Here is a 16,022-nt window from a genome sequence, read left to right as displayed (position 1 = left end):
CTAATCTCCCCTTTTTATCGTTTTATTTCTTCGTCATGCCTTTAAACGCAAAAGCGATGTTGGCAGGCCGTTCGGCAAGCCGTCTCATAAAGTAACCGTACCAGTCGTCTCCGTAAGGAAGATACACGCGCATATTGTAGCCTTCCTTCACCAGTTCCAGCTGAGTTTTGCTGCGCATCCCGTACAGCATTTGAAATTCGAAGCGGTCTTTGCCGATTTGATGCTCTTTCGCAATTTCTTTGGTGTAATCAATCATCTTGTCGTCATGAGTTGCGATGGCTGTGTAATGGCCGCTCAGCAGCTGCTTTTTAATGAGCTTTTTGTAATTCTCATCCACATCTTTTTTGTCAGGAAACGCCACTTGCGGCGATTCTTTATAAGCTCCCTTCACAAGACGGAAAAACGGATTATACGGATTAAGCTCCTCCAAATCCTGTTCGGTCCGGTACAAGTAAGCCTGCAGGACCGTGCTGACATACTCGTATTTCTGCCTGAACTCCTTAAAGAGGTCAAGCGTCTTTTGGCAGCGCACTTCATCTTCCATATCGATTGTGACCATCACTTTGTGCTGTTCGGCACATTCCAGAATGCTGGTCATATTATCCCTGACAAGGTCAAGGTCAATATCGAGCCCCAGTGACGTCATCTTTAATGAAACATGTGAATTAAGCTGTTCCTGAGCAATCAGCTGAATGGTCCGAATGCATTCCTGCGTGCGTTCCCTTGCGACTTCCCTGCTGTCTACAAATTCGCCCAAGTGATCAACTGTGACAGTCAACCCTTGTTCGTTCAGCTCCTTAATAATCGGAATTGAAGCTTCAAAATCTTTTCCTCCGATAATTTTTCCGGTCGCGACGGAACTCCCCCAATTTCTCGCCAGGCGATTCAGGATGCTGCTTTTAGATAAGAATAGGAAAAAGTCTCTTGTTATCACTTCCATTACTCACACCCCGCCATCTCATGAAATATTTCTTTATATTCTTAATTTTATAAGAGCTAAGGGTCGATTCACAATATTTCGAAAAAACAAAAAAGCTGACGATTTTTGTGGTTTTTCCACAATGTTTTACATCTGCTGGGATTTTTTCAGAAACTTTCTGCCTAAAACTTGTATGGTATACGACAATAGAATTAGGAAGAAACTTCGGTAAAGAACAGGATGCGTTTTCGGCGAACCCCTTTTTGCGAATGCCCTTTCTGCCGTTCCGCGCCACTTTGTTTGAAAACGCTTTCTGTTATACTCAACCATTTCCCTATGAATGCAAAGAAAAAACCCTTTAAGAATACTTAAAGGGAATACTATGTTATGCCCACACCTCGTCTAGCGTTTCTCTAAACACCCGGTCAAGCTCCTGCGTCAGATCTTCATGATCCGTTTTATAGGCTTTGGCTACCGTCTGAAGCCGCTCCAATTCACGATCAATAAATGCGTGGAGAATGGGGTTTTGAGGTTCAAGATTGAACTCCTCCCCTTTCTTTTTCCTTTCAAGCAGCTGATGGATTTCCGTTTTCAGCGGTCCATCTTCCGTAAGTTCGTCAAGCAAAACCTGAAATTCAATCGGAGGAACCGTCCGGCGGCTTTCAATCCACTGGCAAGCCAGAATTGGGCGGAGCACATAAAAATATTTTTTGATTTTCACTTCTTCCCGCTGCAGATAGTGGCGGAAATTCCCTGATGCCATATTGAGATAATGATACATGCAGGAGACTGGAGAAAAGGCGCGGCTTTTCAGCTGCCTCATTTTTTCCGCCAGCGAATAGGCTTCATAATAAACCGTTCCCGAGGAAAGCCATTCGAGAAGCGGAGGGTTTGATTTCCTAAACAGTCTTAACGCTTTTGTCAACTCCCAGCCGCTGATATCGAGAGAATCGTCAATCGGCAGTTCAATCACATCGCGCTTTGCATCAATTGACAGATACCAGTCTTTTTGATGGACATAAATAAATCTAACGTCGTAATCACTGTCCTGTGAGGGAAAGCCCCAGGCCCTGCTGCCCGATTCAACCGCATAGAGGATTTTAACACCATATGTCGCTTCAATGTTTTTCAGTTCTTCTTGAATTCGCTCTTTCATGATAAGTGCACCGCCAGTCTATCGTTTTATTATTTACATTATAGTGCTCGATCCGGCAATAAGCGACTTTTTTGCGGTCGCAGAGCCAGAAAATATCTTATCCAGAGAAGTGGCTGCCGTGCATTCTTTGGCCTGCCCGTTTTTATGGCGGAGGGGCGGATAGCATGAGCCAAACGGTCAAACAAGACCGAAAGAGCCAATGATCAGACAAATCATTGGCTCTTTGCTTATTCCAGTATATTTACACAGCGATAGAAACAGCTTAATTAAACGTTTGTTTAAGACTGACCAAGCCCAAGTATCTCCACAATGTAGTCGGCCGTTTCCTCGGCAGACCGGTTATCTGTTTCCACTTTCAAGTTGTGGAATGCATAGATGCTCTTTCTCTCATTGAACAGCTGTTTCATTTCTTCGATTGAGCGGTTATGAAGAACCGGCCTGTTCTCAATCAAGAGATCCATCCGCTGCTTCCAACTCTCCCATGTTAAATCAAGAAAGATGACAAAGCAGTGTTCGAGGCACTTCTTTCTGATGTCCTCCTGTTGGAAAGCGCCTCCCCCTAAAGATACGATGCTGCCCATTGTATGTTCGCACATCTGAAAAATATATTCTTTTTCAGTCTGTCTGAAAAACGCTTCCCCTTTTTGTTTAAACATCTCCGGAATAGTCATTTGAAAGTCTTTTTCGATCTGCTGGTCGATATCGATAAAGTCGCGGTCTAATTTCTTTGACAGAAGCTGACCGATGGTTGTTTTCCCGACGCCCATAAACCCGATCAGCACGATATTCTTATCTCTCATTGCGGCATTCATTTCCAGCTTATACTCCTCCTTGCATAAAGGAATCAAATATCTTAATTATATGACAAATCCAGCTGGAATGATATAGGGTGCCTGTTAATAAAAAAGAGGCTGAAGTCAGCCTCTTTTTTGCTATTTCCACCAGTCGTCAAACATTGAAGCAGGGACTTGGCGTTTGTGCTCGGATGCCTTATAGCGTTTTTCGATAGCCTCTGCCACCTCGCTGGAGACAGCTTTTCCTTCAAGGTAGTCGTCGATGTTATCATACGTCAGGCCGAGCTCTGTTTCATCGGATTGCTGAGGTTTTTCATCAAGCAAATCGGCGGTCGGAGACTTCGTATAAAGCCGCTCAGGCGCTCCCAGTTCTTCCAGCAGGCGTCTGCCCTGGCGCTTTGTCAATCCTGTCAGCGGCAAAAGGTCTGCGCCTCCGTCTCCGTATTTTGTGAAGAATCCGGTAACAGCTTCTGCAGCATGGTCTGTTCCGATCACCAGCAGCTGATTTTGACCCCCGATCGCATATTGGGCAATCATCCGGACTCTTGCTTTTACATTGCCTTTATGAAAATCGGCAAGCGCCTCTCCCGTGACTGACTGATATTGAGCAGCAAATGAGCCTACAGTTGAAGCAATGTCAAAAGCAAAAGATTTGTCCGGCTGGATAAATTTCAGCGCCAGCTGGGCGTCATCTTCATCCTGCTGAACGCCGTAAGGCAAGCGGACCGCAATAAATTCCGCCTGAACGCCTTCTTCTCTCAATTCTTCAACAGCCAGCTGGGCAAGCCTGCCCGCCAATGTCGAGTCCTGTCCTCCGCTAATGCCTAAAACAAAACCTTTGGCACCCGTTTTTTTCAAATAGCTTTTTAAAAAACCGACCCTTTTTTCAATTTCCTGTTTCGGTTCGATAGAAGGCTTTACATTCAGTTCCTGCATGATTTTTTCTTGTAAAGTCATCCGTCATTCCTCCTTTTGACTGAATGAACCGTAATGATTATGTCTTTAACTATAGCATATGTTTTATTTCAAAGTGAATATTGAGGTGCGCAGAGAGCCTTTCCTCCCTCTTTTCTTCGTGAATAAAAAAGGCGTCCCCTGGCAAAATAACAAGAAGATTTAGAGGGGTTGAAACGATGAAACGACAAGCGAAAAAAGGAGATTTAAAATGGTGGCAGCTCTCCATGATCGGAGTCGGCTGCACAATTGGAACGGGGTTTTTTCTCGGTTCAAGCATCGCCATTAAGAAAAGCGGCTTTTCCGTATTAGCCGCCTTTCTTCTTGCTGCCCTCGGCACTTTTCTCGTCTTTCAGCAGCTGGCGAAATTAACGGCGGATCATCCTGTTGAAGGGTCTTTTTGTTCTTATGCCAGGGAGGCCTTCGGCAATTGGGCGGGGTTTAGCAATGGCTGGGTCTACTGGTCATCGGAAATGCTGATTATCGGGAGTCAGCTGACGGCGATCTCCCTGTTTACACGCCATTGGTTTAACCAGGTTCCGTTGTGGGTGTTCGCCTCCATTTATGCGATTCTCGGACTGATCGTCATTTTCACAGGGCGCAGCAGTTTTGAAAAAACGGAAAACATACTGGCCGTGTTGAAAACGGCGGCCATCTTAATGTTTATCATCATCGCTGTCTTGGCATTGTGCGGGCTGCTGCCCGGGAAAACGCCTGAAGTACAGTTTCCTGACCGGGTTCACGAATTGTTTCCTTTCGGCTTCATGGGATTGTGGACGGGGTTGATTTACACATTTTACGCCTATGGTGGAATCGAAGTCATGGGTCTGATGGCAATTCACTTAAAAGACCCGAAAGATTCATCAAAGTCAGGCAGCCTGATGCTCATAATCCTTGCTGTGATCTACGTCGCATCGATCGGGCTGGCCATGCTCCTTGTACCCCGCGGGACATTTACCGAACAGAACAGCCCGTTTATTACGTCATTAAAAGACTTTCATCTCGATTTGATCATGGATATTTTCAACGGCATTTTTATTATCGCCGGTTTTTCAACGCTGACTGCTTCCTTGTTTGCTGTCACCACACTGATGGGAACAATGGCGAAAAATGGTGATGCTCCCGCCTGCTTTGCGAAAAAAGAAAAGGCGAAAGTATCGTGGCCGGCACTCGGCTTGACGGTGTTCGTTCTCGCTGCTTCCATCGTCCTGTCGCTGCTTTTGCCGAAGCAGCTTTATGAACATATGACGACGGCCGCCAGCTTAATGCTGCTCTATAACTGGATGTTCATCCTGCTTTCCAGCAAAAAGCTCACAAAACCGAAAATGAAAGGGAATGTCCAGATTGTCACAGCACTCGTCCTGATTTTATTTGCCGTTTCGGGTACGTTATTTGAAAAAAACAGCAGGCCCGGCTTTTTTGTGAGCCTTCTGTTTCTTGCCGTTATTGCTGTTGTGACGATGCTGATGAAAAAAAGGTGGGCCCATCAGGAACAGAAAAACGGGCAGACATAATCAGCCTCCCGCCTTCAGCAGTTCGAGCATCCCCTGGTAGCCGAAGTAACATCCGAAAACAATCAGACTGATGCCCGCGAGCCAAGTCGTTGCCTGGATCATCCGCGGGCTTAAAAATGTTCTGAATGTCCCTGCAAGAAAAGACATGGCCAAGTCCCACAGAAAAAGCCCGATTAAAATGCCTGAACTGCAGATCAGCAGCTGGTATGATTCGTACGTCTCTACCGTTTTCGCCAAAATGCTTCCGTAAATGCCGAGCCAGAACATGATGCTCAGCGGGTTTGAAAGGGAGATCACCAGCCCAGACAAGAAAGATTTGTGGTATGACCCTTTCTCTCCCGCACCTCTCATCAGCGATACATCCTTCGCCTTGACCAGACTCTCGATCCCTGTATAGGTTAAAACAAAAAAACCAAACAGCCATAAAAACGTTTTTAAAAATGGCGCTGTCAAAAATTGAGCGACTCCAAAGTAGATTAAAGCCATATATAAGACATCCGCCGTCACAGCGCCAAGTCCAAACAGCCAGGCATGAAAGAAGCCGCCTTTCATACCCCTGTCGATCTGCGCCGCATTCACAGGGCCGACAGGTGCGGCCAAAGACAAGCCCAACAACACATAACTCAGGAAGATGTTTAACATATCGCGTCCTCCTTCCGCGGATAACTTGTACAATGTATTCAAAAAGAGGACATGATAGAACAAACAGCTTAAAAAGCCTTTTCCCGTTATGGGAAAAGGTTTCAGATTGTAGACAAAATCTCAAAACGACTTTTAGTTTTGTGATTTTGTCTACCTTTCAGCGTGATTGAAAACCCTTGCAGTCTAGGAAGGCCGAGCATCGGAGCGGAGCGAATGTTGGAATTCGTGAGCACCGACGCGCAGGCCTGACAACGAATGCGAGGGTTTCTCGACACGCTGAAGCCTTTTCCCGGTTATGGGAAAAGGCTCTTCTTTATATGCCAAGCTTTGAAAGTGCAAACGTCCAAATGCAAATGATGAAAAGCAGGACCAAGCTGTATTTAACGGTTCGGCTGAAAAGCTTTGATTCCTGCCCTGTCTCTTGAACCGCGGCTGTTGCAATCGCAATCGACTGCGGTGAGATCAGCTTAGCCATCACGCCTCCCGCGGTATTGGCGGCAAGCAGCAACGCTGAACTTGTCCCGATTTGCGCTCCGGTGACAGCTTGCAGGTGGCCGAATAATGCATTGTTGCTGACGACTGAACCTGTGATAAACACGCCAATCCAGCCCAATACGGGACTGACGAACGGAAAAATATCCCCTGCTTTGGCGAGCGCCAGTCCGATGGTTGAACTCAATCCGGCATAATTGGCCAGGTTTGCGAAACCCATCACAAAGCAAATGGTCAGAATGGGAAGCCACAGTTCCTTGACCGTCTCTTTCAAACTGGAAAGTCCTCCGCGGAAACTGAGGTTTCGGCTCAGCACAATCGTGATGATCACGGCGATCAGTATCGCCGTACCCGTCGCTGAAATGAAGTCAAGCTTCATCACGGCATCAAGCGGTGCCGGGGCCGGGGCTATCGGCGGCGTTTTCAGCACTTCCCGGTGAAGAAAAGGCATATTGAATAAAATCGTCGATTGTTTCAGCCATCCGCCTTCCTGAAAAAGCCCTTTGAAACCAGGCAGGCTCCACACCGCAATGACAGCGGTCAAGATATAAAACGGAGACCAGGCTTTCATAATGTCTGCTGCATGATATTTTTCAGCGGGTTCATGTTCATTCCCGGTTTCTCTGTATATGTGACGCGGCTGCCATTTTTTCAAAAACAGCGCCAGCGCTCCCATGCTGATTAAAGCGGCCAAAATGTCTGCAAGCTCCGGCCCCAATGCAATCATCGTTAAAGTCTGCACCGCCGTATAGCTTCCGCTTAATACAAGGAGAGCCGGCAGCGTTTCCCTTATTCCTTTAAACCCGTCCAGTATGAAAACGAGCAGGAACGGGACAAAGAAAGTGATGAACGGCAGCATCAAAGCGAGCGTTCTGGAAAGCTCAACCGGTGTCAAGCCTCCCATCTGCGCTCCTGTGATGACCGGAATTCCGATCGCTCCAAAGGCGCCGGATGCCGCATTCGCAATTAAACATAGGGATGCTGCTTTCAAAGGTTTAAAACCAAGCTCGACAAGAAGAACGGCGCTGATCGCAATCGGCACGCCGAAGCCTGCCGCGCCTTCCAAAAAGGCGTTAAAACTGAACCCGATCAGCAATAGCTGAAGCCGCTGGTCAGACGAAATCCCGGCAATGCTCGCTCTGATCACTTTAAACTTTCCGGTTTTGACAGAAATTTTGTAAAGCCATACAGCCATCAGGACAATATATCCGATCGGCCAAAGGCCGTTTGCAATTCCAAGTAAAACGGCGGAGACAGCTTTCGCAGCCGGCATGTGAAAAAAGAACACCGCTACAATAAAGCTGACCGCCAGCGTCAAAAATGACGCGATGATTCCTTTCATCTTCAGCACGGTCAATGCAAGGAGAAAGAAAAGAATCGGCAGAATGGCGGCAAAAGCGCTGATAAACAGATTCCCAAACGGATCGTATATCTGTTGCCACATTTTCATCATCTCGCAATCTTCATGATGTTAGTATCTTCATGATGTTCAGTTACGCCTGCAGTTCAAAATGCGGTTTTAAAATTGCTTTTAACACACCTGCGCTATGCTTGAATTGCTGTTTTTCCTTTTCATTCAGGTCGAGCTCAATAATTTCCCTCGCTCCGCATCGGCCGACAACCGCCGGAACTCCGATATAAACATCATTTTCCCCAAATTCGCCTTCAAGATGTGCGCTCACGGTCAAAATCGCTTCTTCATTGCGGTAAATCGCTTTCGTGATACGCGCGAGGCTCATAGCAACTCCGTAGTATGTCGCACCTTTTTTCTCGATAATGTGGTAAGCGGCGTTTTTGACATTGTCAAACAGTTCATCAAGATCTTCCGCTTTGTATTTCTCATTTCTTTTCAGCAAGTCGCTGACGGGAACTCCGCCGATATTCGCGTGGCTCCACACAGGCAGCTCTGTATCTCCATGTTCACCAATGATGTAGCCGTGCGCATTGTGGGCAGCGACACCGAAATACTCGCTGAGCAAGTAACGGAAGCGGGCTGTATCAAGTGTTGTACCGCTTCCGATAACGCGTTCTTTCGGAAGTCCGCTGAATTTCCAAGTTGCGTAAGTCAAGATGTCGACCGGGTTTGTAGCGACAAGGAAGATGCCGTCAAAACCGCTGGCCATGACTTCTCCGATAATTCCTTTGAAAATTCTCAAGTTTTTTTCGACAAGATCCAGACGGGTTTCACCCGGCTTTTGGTTTGCTCCGGCGCATACGCAGACAATGTCGGCGTCTTTGCAGTCCTCATATGTGCCGTACCATGTTTTCACAGGATGCGGGGCAAATGCTTTACCGTGGTTTAAATCCATGACATCGCCCATTGCTTTGTCTTTATTTAAATCAATGATCACAAGTTCGTCTGTGATACCTTGGTTAATTAACGTAAATGCATAACTGCTTCCAACAAAACCCGCACCGATCAAAACTGTACGGTTGACTTTTTGGTTTCTCATGACTCATCATTCCTTTGCCGTTTGTTTTAAACTAAGTTGTTTGTGAAATTCTTCACATTAATATTGTGCAATACTTCACATACTTTTTCAAGTGATATACATTTTTATTTATGTCTATTTTGTGTCTCCACATATTTCTTCCTTAAATTTGTACATTTTCTGGTAAAAATATTCCTTACAGCTAAAGAAAAATTGGTAAACGTGCTGCAAAAGACTGTTTTATCTGCAAGTGCATCAGGCCCATTCCAATATATCTTTCCCCTTTTCAACAGTCATAACACCTCTAATCTTCAGCAACATTCAATCATCGCCGGGTATAATGCCATCCAAATTAACATTTTAAATATTCAATCTTTTAGTTTGTTAGTAAAGCTGACAAAAATACTGCCAACCCTATTCTATTTTGTCATGATAAATTCTAGAATCTATCGGATGGGGAGTGTTGCAATTGAAATTGGCGGATTTGAGGAAGAGCGGACACGCGCCTTCCTTGTTGTCATCTTTTTTATATTTTGATGTCAGCTTTATGATTTGGGTGTTGCTGGGGGCGCTTGGTGTTTATATTACGGCTGATTTTGATTTATCGCCTTCACAGGTCGGATTGATTGTCGCCATACCTACTTTGGCCGGATCGTTTTTCCGGATTGTGCTCGGCATTTTAACCGACCGTTTCGGACCGAAAAAAACGGCTATTGGCGGAATGCTGGTGACGATGATTCCGCTGATATGGGGGTGGCAGTTCGGTTCATCGGTCGCCGAGCTGTATATCATCGGAATTTTACTCGGTGTGGCAGGCGCAAGCTTTTCCGCATCCCTTCCTATGGCGAGCCGCTGGTATCCGCCGCACTTGCAAGGCCTTGCCATGGGGATCGCCGGAGCGGGAAACAGCGGAACACTGCTCGCTACGCTATTCGGTCCTCGCCTGGCGGAGCAAGTGGGGTGGAACGGCGTCATGGGATTGGCGCTGATTCCTCTGACACTCGTGTTATTCAGCTATTTCCTTATGGCAAAAGAACCTCCGAATCAGCCGGCGCCTAAACCGCTCAAAGACTATTTTGCTGTTTTCAAAGAAAGGGACACTTGGTATTTTTGCCTTCTCTACAGCGTGACATTCGGGGGTTTTGTCGGCTTGTCCAACTTTTTAAGCTACTTTTTTGCATCCCAGTATGCCGTTCCGGCGGTAAGAGCCGGCGAATTTGTCACAATCGTCGTTGCATCGGGAAGCTGCCTCCGCCCTGTCGGCGGTTTGATTGCCGATAAAGTCGGCGGCGTGCGTCTGCTGCAATTCCTCTTTATCGGGGTGGCTCTGTGCATGTTCTCAGTCAGTATGCTCCCGTCTCTTGGCGTTGTCACAGCCGCATTATTTATCGGCATGGGCTGCCTCGGGATGGGGAACGGCGCGATATTCCAGCTTGTACCGCAGCGATTTCAGCAAGAGATCGGGATGGTAACGGGGGTCGTGGGCGCTGCGGGGGGAATTGGCGGATTCTTCCTCCCGAATATTCTCGGAACGCTGAAGCAAATCACGGGTACGTATTCAAGCGGATTCCTCACCTTTACCGTTATCGCATTTTTGGCACTCGGACTGCTTTTGCTTGCTCAGGCCGGATGGAAAAAACAGTGGAAAACCGAGGAGAAATCAATTCGAATATAAAGGAAGCCGCTCGATTCTTTTCGGGCGGTTTTCTATTCGGCAAAGTTTGTTTGATCCTTTGGTTATCCTGCCCGGACCGTGACTCATGTGAAAAGTCACCCTGATCCTCCTGAATGATGAGATGGAGATTCAAGCGCTTTTTCCGCGAATTCCAGTATCCCGCTATCGAGCGGATAAAGCCCGTTTGGCTCTTCAGATTTGCGAACCTCCCAAAATCGATCGGCTAAGTCCTCATGTCCCTTAAATGAATGATCAAACAGGCACATGATATCCTCCGCAATTTGCTTTCCCCATTCAGACTCAGGCGGCACCTCTTTTTTTAAGCACAGCTTAATCCGCTTGATGATGGAGAGCCATTGCTTTGTGATAAAATCGTCATTTTCCGCCTTCGGAAGCCTCTCTGCTAAAATCTCAGCCTCCTCTTCAGAGAACGATTCCTTCCATGGTTTATGCCGGGGCTGCCTGACGAGCTAGAGAAGGTCTTCTCAGCTCAAGCTTCCTTCGATTTGATACATGTTCAGCAAAGTATTTGTATGCTGCAGGCTCTTCGTCAGCTGTTCAATCTCCGAGTTCAGGCGCCTTTTATGCATTTCAATGATATTGATGGTATCCAATTGATACCTTAACGTCTTGATATGCTCCAATGAAAATTGAGCAGATTTCAAGATCATAATTTTTTCGAGCTCTAACATATCTTCCTTCGAATATTGCCTTCGCCCATTTGACAGTGTAGTGCTCGGTTTTAATAAACCGATTTGATCGTAGTAGCGGAGCGTCCTTACGGATATCCCCATCATCTTCGCCACCCGCCCGGTTGTCAGTTCTTCTTTCACCATATCTCCCTCCCAAAATTTCGCTTGAAGATTACGTTACGTCACTATTTAAAATGATTTTATCTAAAAAATAGGAGGGTTTTGTGATGGAATGGAAAAATCCTTGGGACAAAAAGCAGCTGGTCTGCTTGCTTTTAATCGCATTTGCAGCTGTTCCGATTTTCATTGAGTATTTATTAAAAAACGCTTTGGATTTGCTTTTAGGCGAAGGCATGCCTTCAGCCATGTTGATGGGTATTGCAATGGCGGCCGCTTTTATTTTAAGCCTGTACTATATCGCCTTAAAGCCTGACCGCCTGTCCTGGCGGGAAATCGGGATCTCCCGGTTCGCCCCTGCATACTGGATTCAAATAGCGGGATGGACGGTTTTTTTAATCGTGATGACGTCTGCCATAATGGAAATCCTGACTTGGTTCGGGGTAGGCTACGAAAATACAAAAACAAAAACGATCACTGCCGATCTTTCATGGTTGAACATTGCCATGTCTTTCGCTTCTGCCTGCATCGTTTCTCCCATCTATGAAGAAATGTTTTACCGCGGCTTTCTTTACCGCTGGTTCCGGGCTGAATTCGGGGTTGTATGGGCACTTGTTGCAAGCAGCGCTCTCTTTATGATCGCTCACATCCCCACATATAACACCCTGGCCGTTAACTTTGCAACAGGGCTTGTGTTTGCCTGGACATACGAAAAAACACAATCGATTATACCTGCGATGCTCATCCATAGTTTATTTAACGCGCTTTTGCTGTTTTTCACAATCTTACTCACATAATGCGGCGCGGGAAGCTGTTCAAAAGAGATTCGTCAAATTCGAATACCAGATATTCATCCATATCATGTTGTCCGTATAAAGCAGGATGCCGATGACGATCATCAGCGCGCCGCCGATTTTCATGAGCATATTCGAATATTTCATAAGCGGCCTGATGTTTCCGATAAAAAATGCCATGAGTAAAAAAGGAATGGCAAAACCTAGAGAATATGCGGTGATCATCATGAATGCGCTCCCAAAATCAGGGTTCTGAAAATTTGCATATGCGATCGTTCCGAATATAGGCCCGATGCACGGCGTCCAGCCCGCCGCAAAAATCATTCCGACAAGCATTGAATTCAACAAGCCTATTTTTCCTCTTCTAAACGAAAGGCGCCGCTCCTTCATCATGAAAGCCGGCCGGAAAACGCCGAGGAGGAACAGGCCCATGACGACGACAAATATTCCGCCCAGCATGCGGATCAAGTTATGGTATTGCAAAAACAGCAGGCCAAACGAGCTGGCGGAGAAACCTAATATGTAAAAAATCACAGAAAAACCGGCCAAAAAAGCCGCCGCGTGAATCATCACCGATTGTTTGATGCGCTTTGCATTTCGGCCTTTCAAATCGCTGACCGAAATCCCGGTGATGTAGGAAATAAATGATGGATACAAAGGCAGACAGCACGGAGAAATAAACGACAGGAAACCGCCGCCGAATGCCAGCCATAAAGCGGTCATACACTTCCATCCCCTTCATGTTTATATATTTTTTACCATGCGGTTCTCTTTCTCTAGCATAACATAAAAAACCGCCTATCATGGCGGTGATTTTTGTATATTTGAAGCCGTCGCCAGCTCATCCGGCGGACGGCTTCTTCACTATCCTTTTTAACCGTTTAAAGCGGCTTTTTTCATATTGTCCTGAAGTTCCAATATGCGTTTTGCCCCTTCTTCGCGCAGGCGTTTGTTCTCATCTTCAATCTGCTTCGTCTCCTGCATGCCTTTGACAATCGTATTCCAAGACTGTTCGATCGTTTCAATATCGATGCTCGGCCTTCCGGACATTCTCGCGATTTCAACGGACTGGCTCGAAATATTTTCCGCGTTCCGCTTCAGCATTTCGTTGGTGCGGCGGTCGAGTTCGCTCATTGAATCGGCGACAAGCTTTTGGCGCTTGGCGGTAACAGCCTGGATGATGCCATTTTTGAAAATCGGAATCGTAATGATGAATGCCGAGTTGATTTTTCCGATCAGCTTTGTGTTTCCGCGCTGGAGCAGGCGGATTTGCGGCGCGGTCTGAATCGCGACCATCCGGGCCATATCGAGATCATACACCCGTTCTTCCAGCGCTTGAATGCCGTTTCGAAGCGTATCAAGCTCCATCTGTGCCATTTGGTTACCGCTGGCCGCTTTCGCTTCATATTCAGGGATGAGCTGCTGCAATTCTTCTATTTTCATCTGGCCGGCTACGACGTATTTCTCCAGCTCCACATAGTAATTGAGGTTGCTTTCATACATTTCATCAAGCGTCACGGTCGATTTTGTCATTTCATCTTTATATTTCGAAATTTCGACGTTGATTTTTTCGATTTCACCGCCGAGTGTTTGATATTTTTTAAATATTTTCTCGATCATGCTGTTGCCGCGCTTAAATAACTTGGAAAGCAGGCCTTTCTGTTCTTCAAAGTCATTCTTGTCAAAGCGGTCCATAATTTTTCCGAGCTGCGTCAACATCGCACCTGAATCTGTCACACTGTTCGTTCTCATCATAGAGAGAATGCGGTCTGAGAACTTGGATATTTCAAGAGCGGGCTCTTTTCCGAATTCTAAAAGCTCCACTTGGTTTTTTACGTCAATTTGCCGAGTCAGAGCTTGCACATCGGGCTCCCGGCGGAGTTTGGCACGGATGTCTTCCGCTTTTTCAATCGTGATCTCTTCCTCTTTGCTGATATTGACGATGCTTGTTTCATTTGGATTTGCCATCAGAGTGGCCCCCTCCTTAAAAGATTTTATTGATGAACTTCCGGACGATTGACGGCTCTTTAAACTCCTGGTTGAAGGACATGTCATCAAGCCAATGGGTATCGAAATGCTGTCCATCGATATAGCGGTCAATACACTTATAGCCCGGCGGATTATAGATGATGATGTCGATGCCGATTTCATTTAACAAAAGCAAGGCGGCCGCGTCTGAACGGGTGAGTGTTCCCGTCTGTTCAGTGTGATACAAGATCAGCTTCGGCACTGTCTGTGAATAGTCAAATGTCTGAATCATATTCAAAAGCGCTGCCGGAAGCTGTACCGCCTGGGTAAACAAATACAGCTGCACATCGGCTGATTTTTCATTGTTCAAGGCCAGCATCTTCGGGCTTTTGCACAGCCTGGAAACCGCTTGGGCAATGCCGCGCTGCACTCCCTCAGGCAAATGCTTGTAGCGCCATATATTGCTCTCCATCAAACGGTCCGGATCGATCATCCCCGTTTGATCAAGCGCATGGCTGTAATGGAATTGATAATTGGACGTCTCTTCCTTTGTAAATGGGAAGCTCCGGATCGTATGCGACTCCTTATACTCCGTCAGCGTCTGCAGACGGTCCCAGTACTCTTTTTCATTGCTGGAGACGCCCATGACCATCGCGAATAAGTTCGGAATGTTGACCGTTGATTGAGACGCTTGAAAATCGGGTCTGATAAAGGCGCGTTCCTTCGCAATTAAAAACAGTTCATCATACGTGGTCTTCAAAGTCACGGAGACCGGCGTATGCTCCCTGAACTGCCAAGGTTTGTACATGAGCGAATCCTCATTGTGCAGAACTGTATCCAGCTCCTTCGCAGAACGGTACGCCACCGTTGATTTTCGCTGAGGCTTTTCCGTCGGGAACGGCTCTAATGCAGACGTGCCCGGGTATGTGAAGACAAAAGAAAGCTTTTGCTCGGGATCAAGCTGGCGAAATTCGTCTTTTCCCTCCGGATGAAACAGCAGCACATCACATCCAACAAGCATCAAATAGTATAAAAAATACCGTTGGCTTTTTGTGGTGTCCCCATACCAAACCACTTTTGGCATCACATTTTCGCAGTCGGCTTCTTTCAGCCACTTCTCCAAATGATTGCCCATCCATTTGACAAGGTCGAGGAGGACCCGGCGAAAATCCGGATCGTTCAATCCTTTTTCATGAAAGGACTGAAACATCTGCAGCACTTCGATAAGTGCCTTCCTTAAATGGCGGTGCATAGCGGCGTCAGGGTGCTTAGGAATGAGCTGCTCCCCGTCGAGAAAAGCGGCAAACCGATTGACGGAAAGCCCATTTTCTTTCTGATTGACCATATGGATGCGCTGTATGGCCTGAAACCTTTCCGGAGAAATGGTCTTATCAAGCGTCTCGCTTAACACATGCACATCACCGGACTCATACAGCTCATGGAGATATATGTAGTAATCCGTTTCATCGTGCGGCGTTCCGAGAATCCGTCCCGCCAGACGGCTTATCGTCAGATGTCCGTTTTTTTCATACGGGGTTCTCTCCGGCAGCGGCTTCTTGATGATCTGCTTCCATTCATCATCATTGACCAGGGCGTTTTGAATATTAATCTCTTGATTCATAGCGCTCAGCCGTCTCCCCTTTCTTCTGAGTCAGTGTCACTTTTCCGTCCAAATACGGCACACATGCCCGCTCTTGTTACGGCATAGGTTGTCCCGAACTTTCGGATTGTTCCTGCAGGAAAATCATGCGCTCTCTTTCGGAGCGTAGACGAATCAATCCCCCACTCTTCACAAGCCTGCTGGGAACTAAGAATCTCGCTGCTCGTGAGATCGACTATTTTCATCATGGCTGTTCATCCTAAACATTCATTT

At 46.6% G+C, this 16,022-nt stretch carries 16 protein-coding genes; 3 read left to right on the top strand and 13 right to left on the bottom strand.

The genetic code is table 11. From position 1 onward, the window contains the following. Positions 1-22: 22 nt before the first annotated feature. The 4 genes from MHI30_RS01950 to nadE all read right to left on the bottom strand — a co-directional run bounded on the left by MHI30_RS01950 (position 23) and on the right by nadE (position 3,826). Positions 23-934, bottom strand: coding sequence for a proline dehydrogenase (locus MHI30_RS01950; RefSeq protein WP_178388318.1), 912 nt, complete (start codon positions 932-934; stop codon positions 23-25). A 370-nt stretch (positions 935-1,304) separates the two neighbouring features. Continuing rightward, the gene (locus MHI30_RS01945; RefSeq protein ID WP_075753791.1) at positions 1,305-2,075 is read right to left on the bottom strand and encodes a nucleotidyltransferase domain-containing protein; all 771 of its coding nucleotides are present in this window, start codon (positions 2,073-2,075) and stop codon (positions 1,305-1,307) included. Positions 2,076-2,353: 278 nt separating this feature from the next. Further along, positions 2,354-2,887, bottom strand: a complete 534-nt coding sequence (locus MHI30_RS01940; RefSeq protein ID WP_075753789.1) for a shikimate kinase — start codon at positions 2,885-2,887, stop codon at positions 2,354-2,356. Positions 2,888-3,007: 120 nt separating this feature from the next. Next, positions 3,008-3,826: an ammonia-dependent NAD(+) synthetase gene (gene nadE / locus MHI30_RS01935; protein WP_075753787.1), complete on the bottom strand. Its 819-nt coding sequence runs from the start codon at positions 3,824-3,826 to the stop codon at positions 3,008-3,010. Between the two features lie 176 nt (positions 3,827-4,002). Here nadE and MHI30_RS01930 point away from each other — a divergent pair, with 176 nt between their 5' ends. Then, on the top strand, positions 4,003-5,337 hold the full coding sequence (locus MHI30_RS01930; RefSeq protein WP_075753785.1) for an amino acid permease: 1,335 nt from the start codon (positions 4,003-4,005) through the stop codon (positions 5,335-5,337). Here the strand turns inward: MHI30_RS01930 and MHI30_RS01925 are convergent, their stop codons facing one another. The 3 genes from MHI30_RS01925 to MHI30_RS01915 form a co-directional block, all read right to left on the bottom strand. Beyond that, the gene (locus MHI30_RS01925) at positions 5,338-5,979 is read right to left on the bottom strand and encodes a LysE family translocator (protein WP_075753783.1); all 642 of its coding nucleotides are present in this window, start codon (positions 5,977-5,979) and stop codon (positions 5,338-5,340) included. Between the two features lie 313 nt (positions 5,980-6,292). Beyond that, complete coding sequence (locus tag MHI30_RS01920) at positions 6,293-7,915, bottom strand: L-lactate permease (RefSeq protein WP_075754042.1); 1,623 nt, start codon at positions 7,913-7,915, stop codon at positions 6,293-6,295. A gap of 49 nt (positions 7,916-7,964) precedes the next feature. Next, positions 7,965-8,924 carry an L-lactate dehydrogenase gene (locus tag MHI30_RS01915; RefSeq protein WP_048350469.1) on the bottom strand — a complete coding sequence of 320 codons (960 nt, stop codon included), beginning with the start codon at positions 8,922-8,924 and terminating at the stop codon, positions 7,965-7,967. A 448-nt stretch (positions 8,925-9,372) separates the two neighbouring features. Between MHI30_RS01915 and MHI30_RS01910 the strand changes: the two genes are divergently transcribed. Next, complete coding sequence (locus MHI30_RS01910) at positions 9,373-10,578, top strand: nitrate/nitrite transporter (protein ID WP_048350468.1); 1,206 nt, start codon at positions 9,373-9,375, stop codon at positions 10,576-10,578. Positions 10,579-10,673: 95 nt separating this feature from the next. Here MHI30_RS01910 and MHI30_RS01905 read toward each other — a convergent pair whose 3' ends face one another. Together MHI30_RS01905 and MHI30_RS01900 are read right to left on the bottom strand one after the other, a co-directional pair. Continuing rightward, positions 10,674-10,844, bottom strand: coding sequence for a hypothetical protein (locus tag MHI30_RS01905; protein WP_237562697.1), 171 nt, complete (start codon positions 10,842-10,844; stop codon positions 10,674-10,676). Between the two features lie 219 nt (positions 10,845-11,063). Further along, on the bottom strand, positions 11,064-11,414 hold the full coding sequence (locus tag MHI30_RS01900; protein ID WP_272914549.1) for a MerR family transcriptional regulator: 351 nt from the start codon (positions 11,412-11,414) through the stop codon (positions 11,064-11,066). An 83-nt stretch (positions 11,415-11,497) separates the two neighbouring features. Here MHI30_RS01900 and MHI30_RS01895 point away from each other — a divergent pair, with 83 nt between their 5' ends. Continuing rightward, entirely contained in the window at positions 11,498-12,184 is a 687-nt protein-coding gene (locus tag MHI30_RS01895; protein WP_075753781.1) for a type II CAAX endopeptidase family protein, read from the top strand. 18 nt (positions 12,185-12,202) lie between these two features. Here MHI30_RS01895 and MHI30_RS01890 read toward each other — a convergent pair whose 3' ends face one another. The 4 genes from MHI30_RS01890 to MHI30_RS01875 form a co-directional block, all read right to left on the bottom strand. Further along, positions 12,203-12,904, bottom strand: a complete 702-nt coding sequence (locus MHI30_RS01890) for a cytochrome c biogenesis protein CcdA (RefSeq protein WP_075753779.1) — start codon at positions 12,902-12,904, stop codon at positions 12,203-12,205. Positions 12,905-13,054: 150 nt separating this feature from the next. Further along, on the bottom strand, positions 13,055-14,149 hold the full coding sequence (locus MHI30_RS01885; protein ID WP_020450069.1) for a toxic anion resistance protein: 1,095 nt from the start codon (positions 14,147-14,149) through the stop codon (positions 13,055-13,057). 16 nt (positions 14,150-14,165) lie between these two features. Next, positions 14,166-15,770: a YceG family protein gene (locus MHI30_RS01880; protein ID WP_057957822.1), complete on the bottom strand. Its 1,605-nt coding sequence runs from the start codon at positions 15,768-15,770 to the stop codon at positions 14,166-14,168. 5 nt (positions 15,771-15,775) lie between these two features. Next, complete coding sequence (locus tag MHI30_RS01875) at positions 15,776-15,997, bottom strand: helix-turn-helix domain-containing protein (RefSeq protein ID WP_003178729.1); 222 nt, start codon at positions 15,995-15,997, stop codon at positions 15,776-15,778. Between the last annotated feature and the right edge of the window lie 25 nt (positions 15,998-16,022).

The sequence above is a fragment of the Bacillus sp. FSL L8-0528 genome (genome assembly GCF_038593085.1).
GTDB lineage: Bacteria > Bacillota > Bacilli > Bacillales > Bacillaceae > Bacillus > Bacillus paralicheniformis.
Note: the sequence above shows the minus strand (reverse complement) of the source record. Positions and strands in the feature narration are given on the sequence as shown.

Bases quoted from the DNA above. Each gene is read 5' to 3' on its own strand.
- MHI30_RS01945 (WP_075753791.1), bottom strand. From the start codon at position 2,075: ATGAAAGAGCGAATTCAAGAAGAACTGAAAAACATTGAAGCGACATAT.
- MHI30_RS01940 (WP_075753789.1), bottom strand. From the start codon at position 2,887: ATGAATGCCGCAATGAGAGATAAGAATATCGTGCTGATCGGGTTTATG.
- nadE (WP_075753787.1), bottom strand. From the start codon at position 3,826: ATGACTTTACAAGAAAAAATCATGCAGGAACTGAATGTAAAGCCTTCT.
- MHI30_RS01930 (WP_075753785.1), top strand. From the start codon at position 4,003: ATGAAACGACAAGCGAAAAAAGGAGATTTAAAATGGTGGCAGCTCTCC.
- MHI30_RS01925 (WP_075753783.1), bottom strand. From the start codon at position 5,979: ATGTTAAACATCTTCCTGAGTTATGTGTTGTTGGGCTTGTCTTTGGCC.
- MHI30_RS01920 (WP_075754042.1), bottom strand. From the start codon at position 7,915: ATGTGGCAACAGATATACGATCCGTTTGGGAATCTGTTTATCAGCGCT.
- MHI30_RS01915 (WP_048350469.1), bottom strand. From the start codon at position 8,924: ATGAGAAACCAAAAAGTCAACCGTACAGTTTTGATCGGTGCGGGTTTT.
- MHI30_RS01905 (WP_237562697.1), bottom strand. From the start codon at position 10,844: ATGTGCCTGTTTGATCATTCATTTAAGGGACATGAGGACTTAGCCGAT.
- MHI30_RS01900 (WP_272914549.1), bottom strand. From the start codon at position 11,414: ATGGTGAAAGAAGAACTGACAACCGGGCGGGTGGCGAAGATGATGGGG.
- MHI30_RS01895 (WP_075753781.1), top strand. From the start codon at position 11,498: ATGGAATGGAAAAATCCTTGGGACAAAAAGCAGCTGGTCTGCTTGCTT.
- MHI30_RS01890 (WP_075753779.1), bottom strand. From the start codon at position 12,904: ATGACCGCTTTATGGCTGGCATTCGGCGGCGGTTTCCTGTCGTTTATT.
- MHI30_RS01885 (WP_020450069.1), bottom strand. From the start codon at position 14,149: ATGGCAAATCCAAATGAAACAAGCATCGTCAATATCAGCAAAGAGGAA.
- MHI30_RS01880 (WP_057957822.1), bottom strand. From the start codon at position 15,770: ATGAATCAAGAGATTAATATTCAAAACGCCCTGGTCAATGATGATGAA.
- MHI30_RS01875 (WP_003178729.1), bottom strand. From the start codon at position 15,997: ATGATGAAAATAGTCGATCTCACGAGCAGCGAGATTCTTAGTTCCCAG.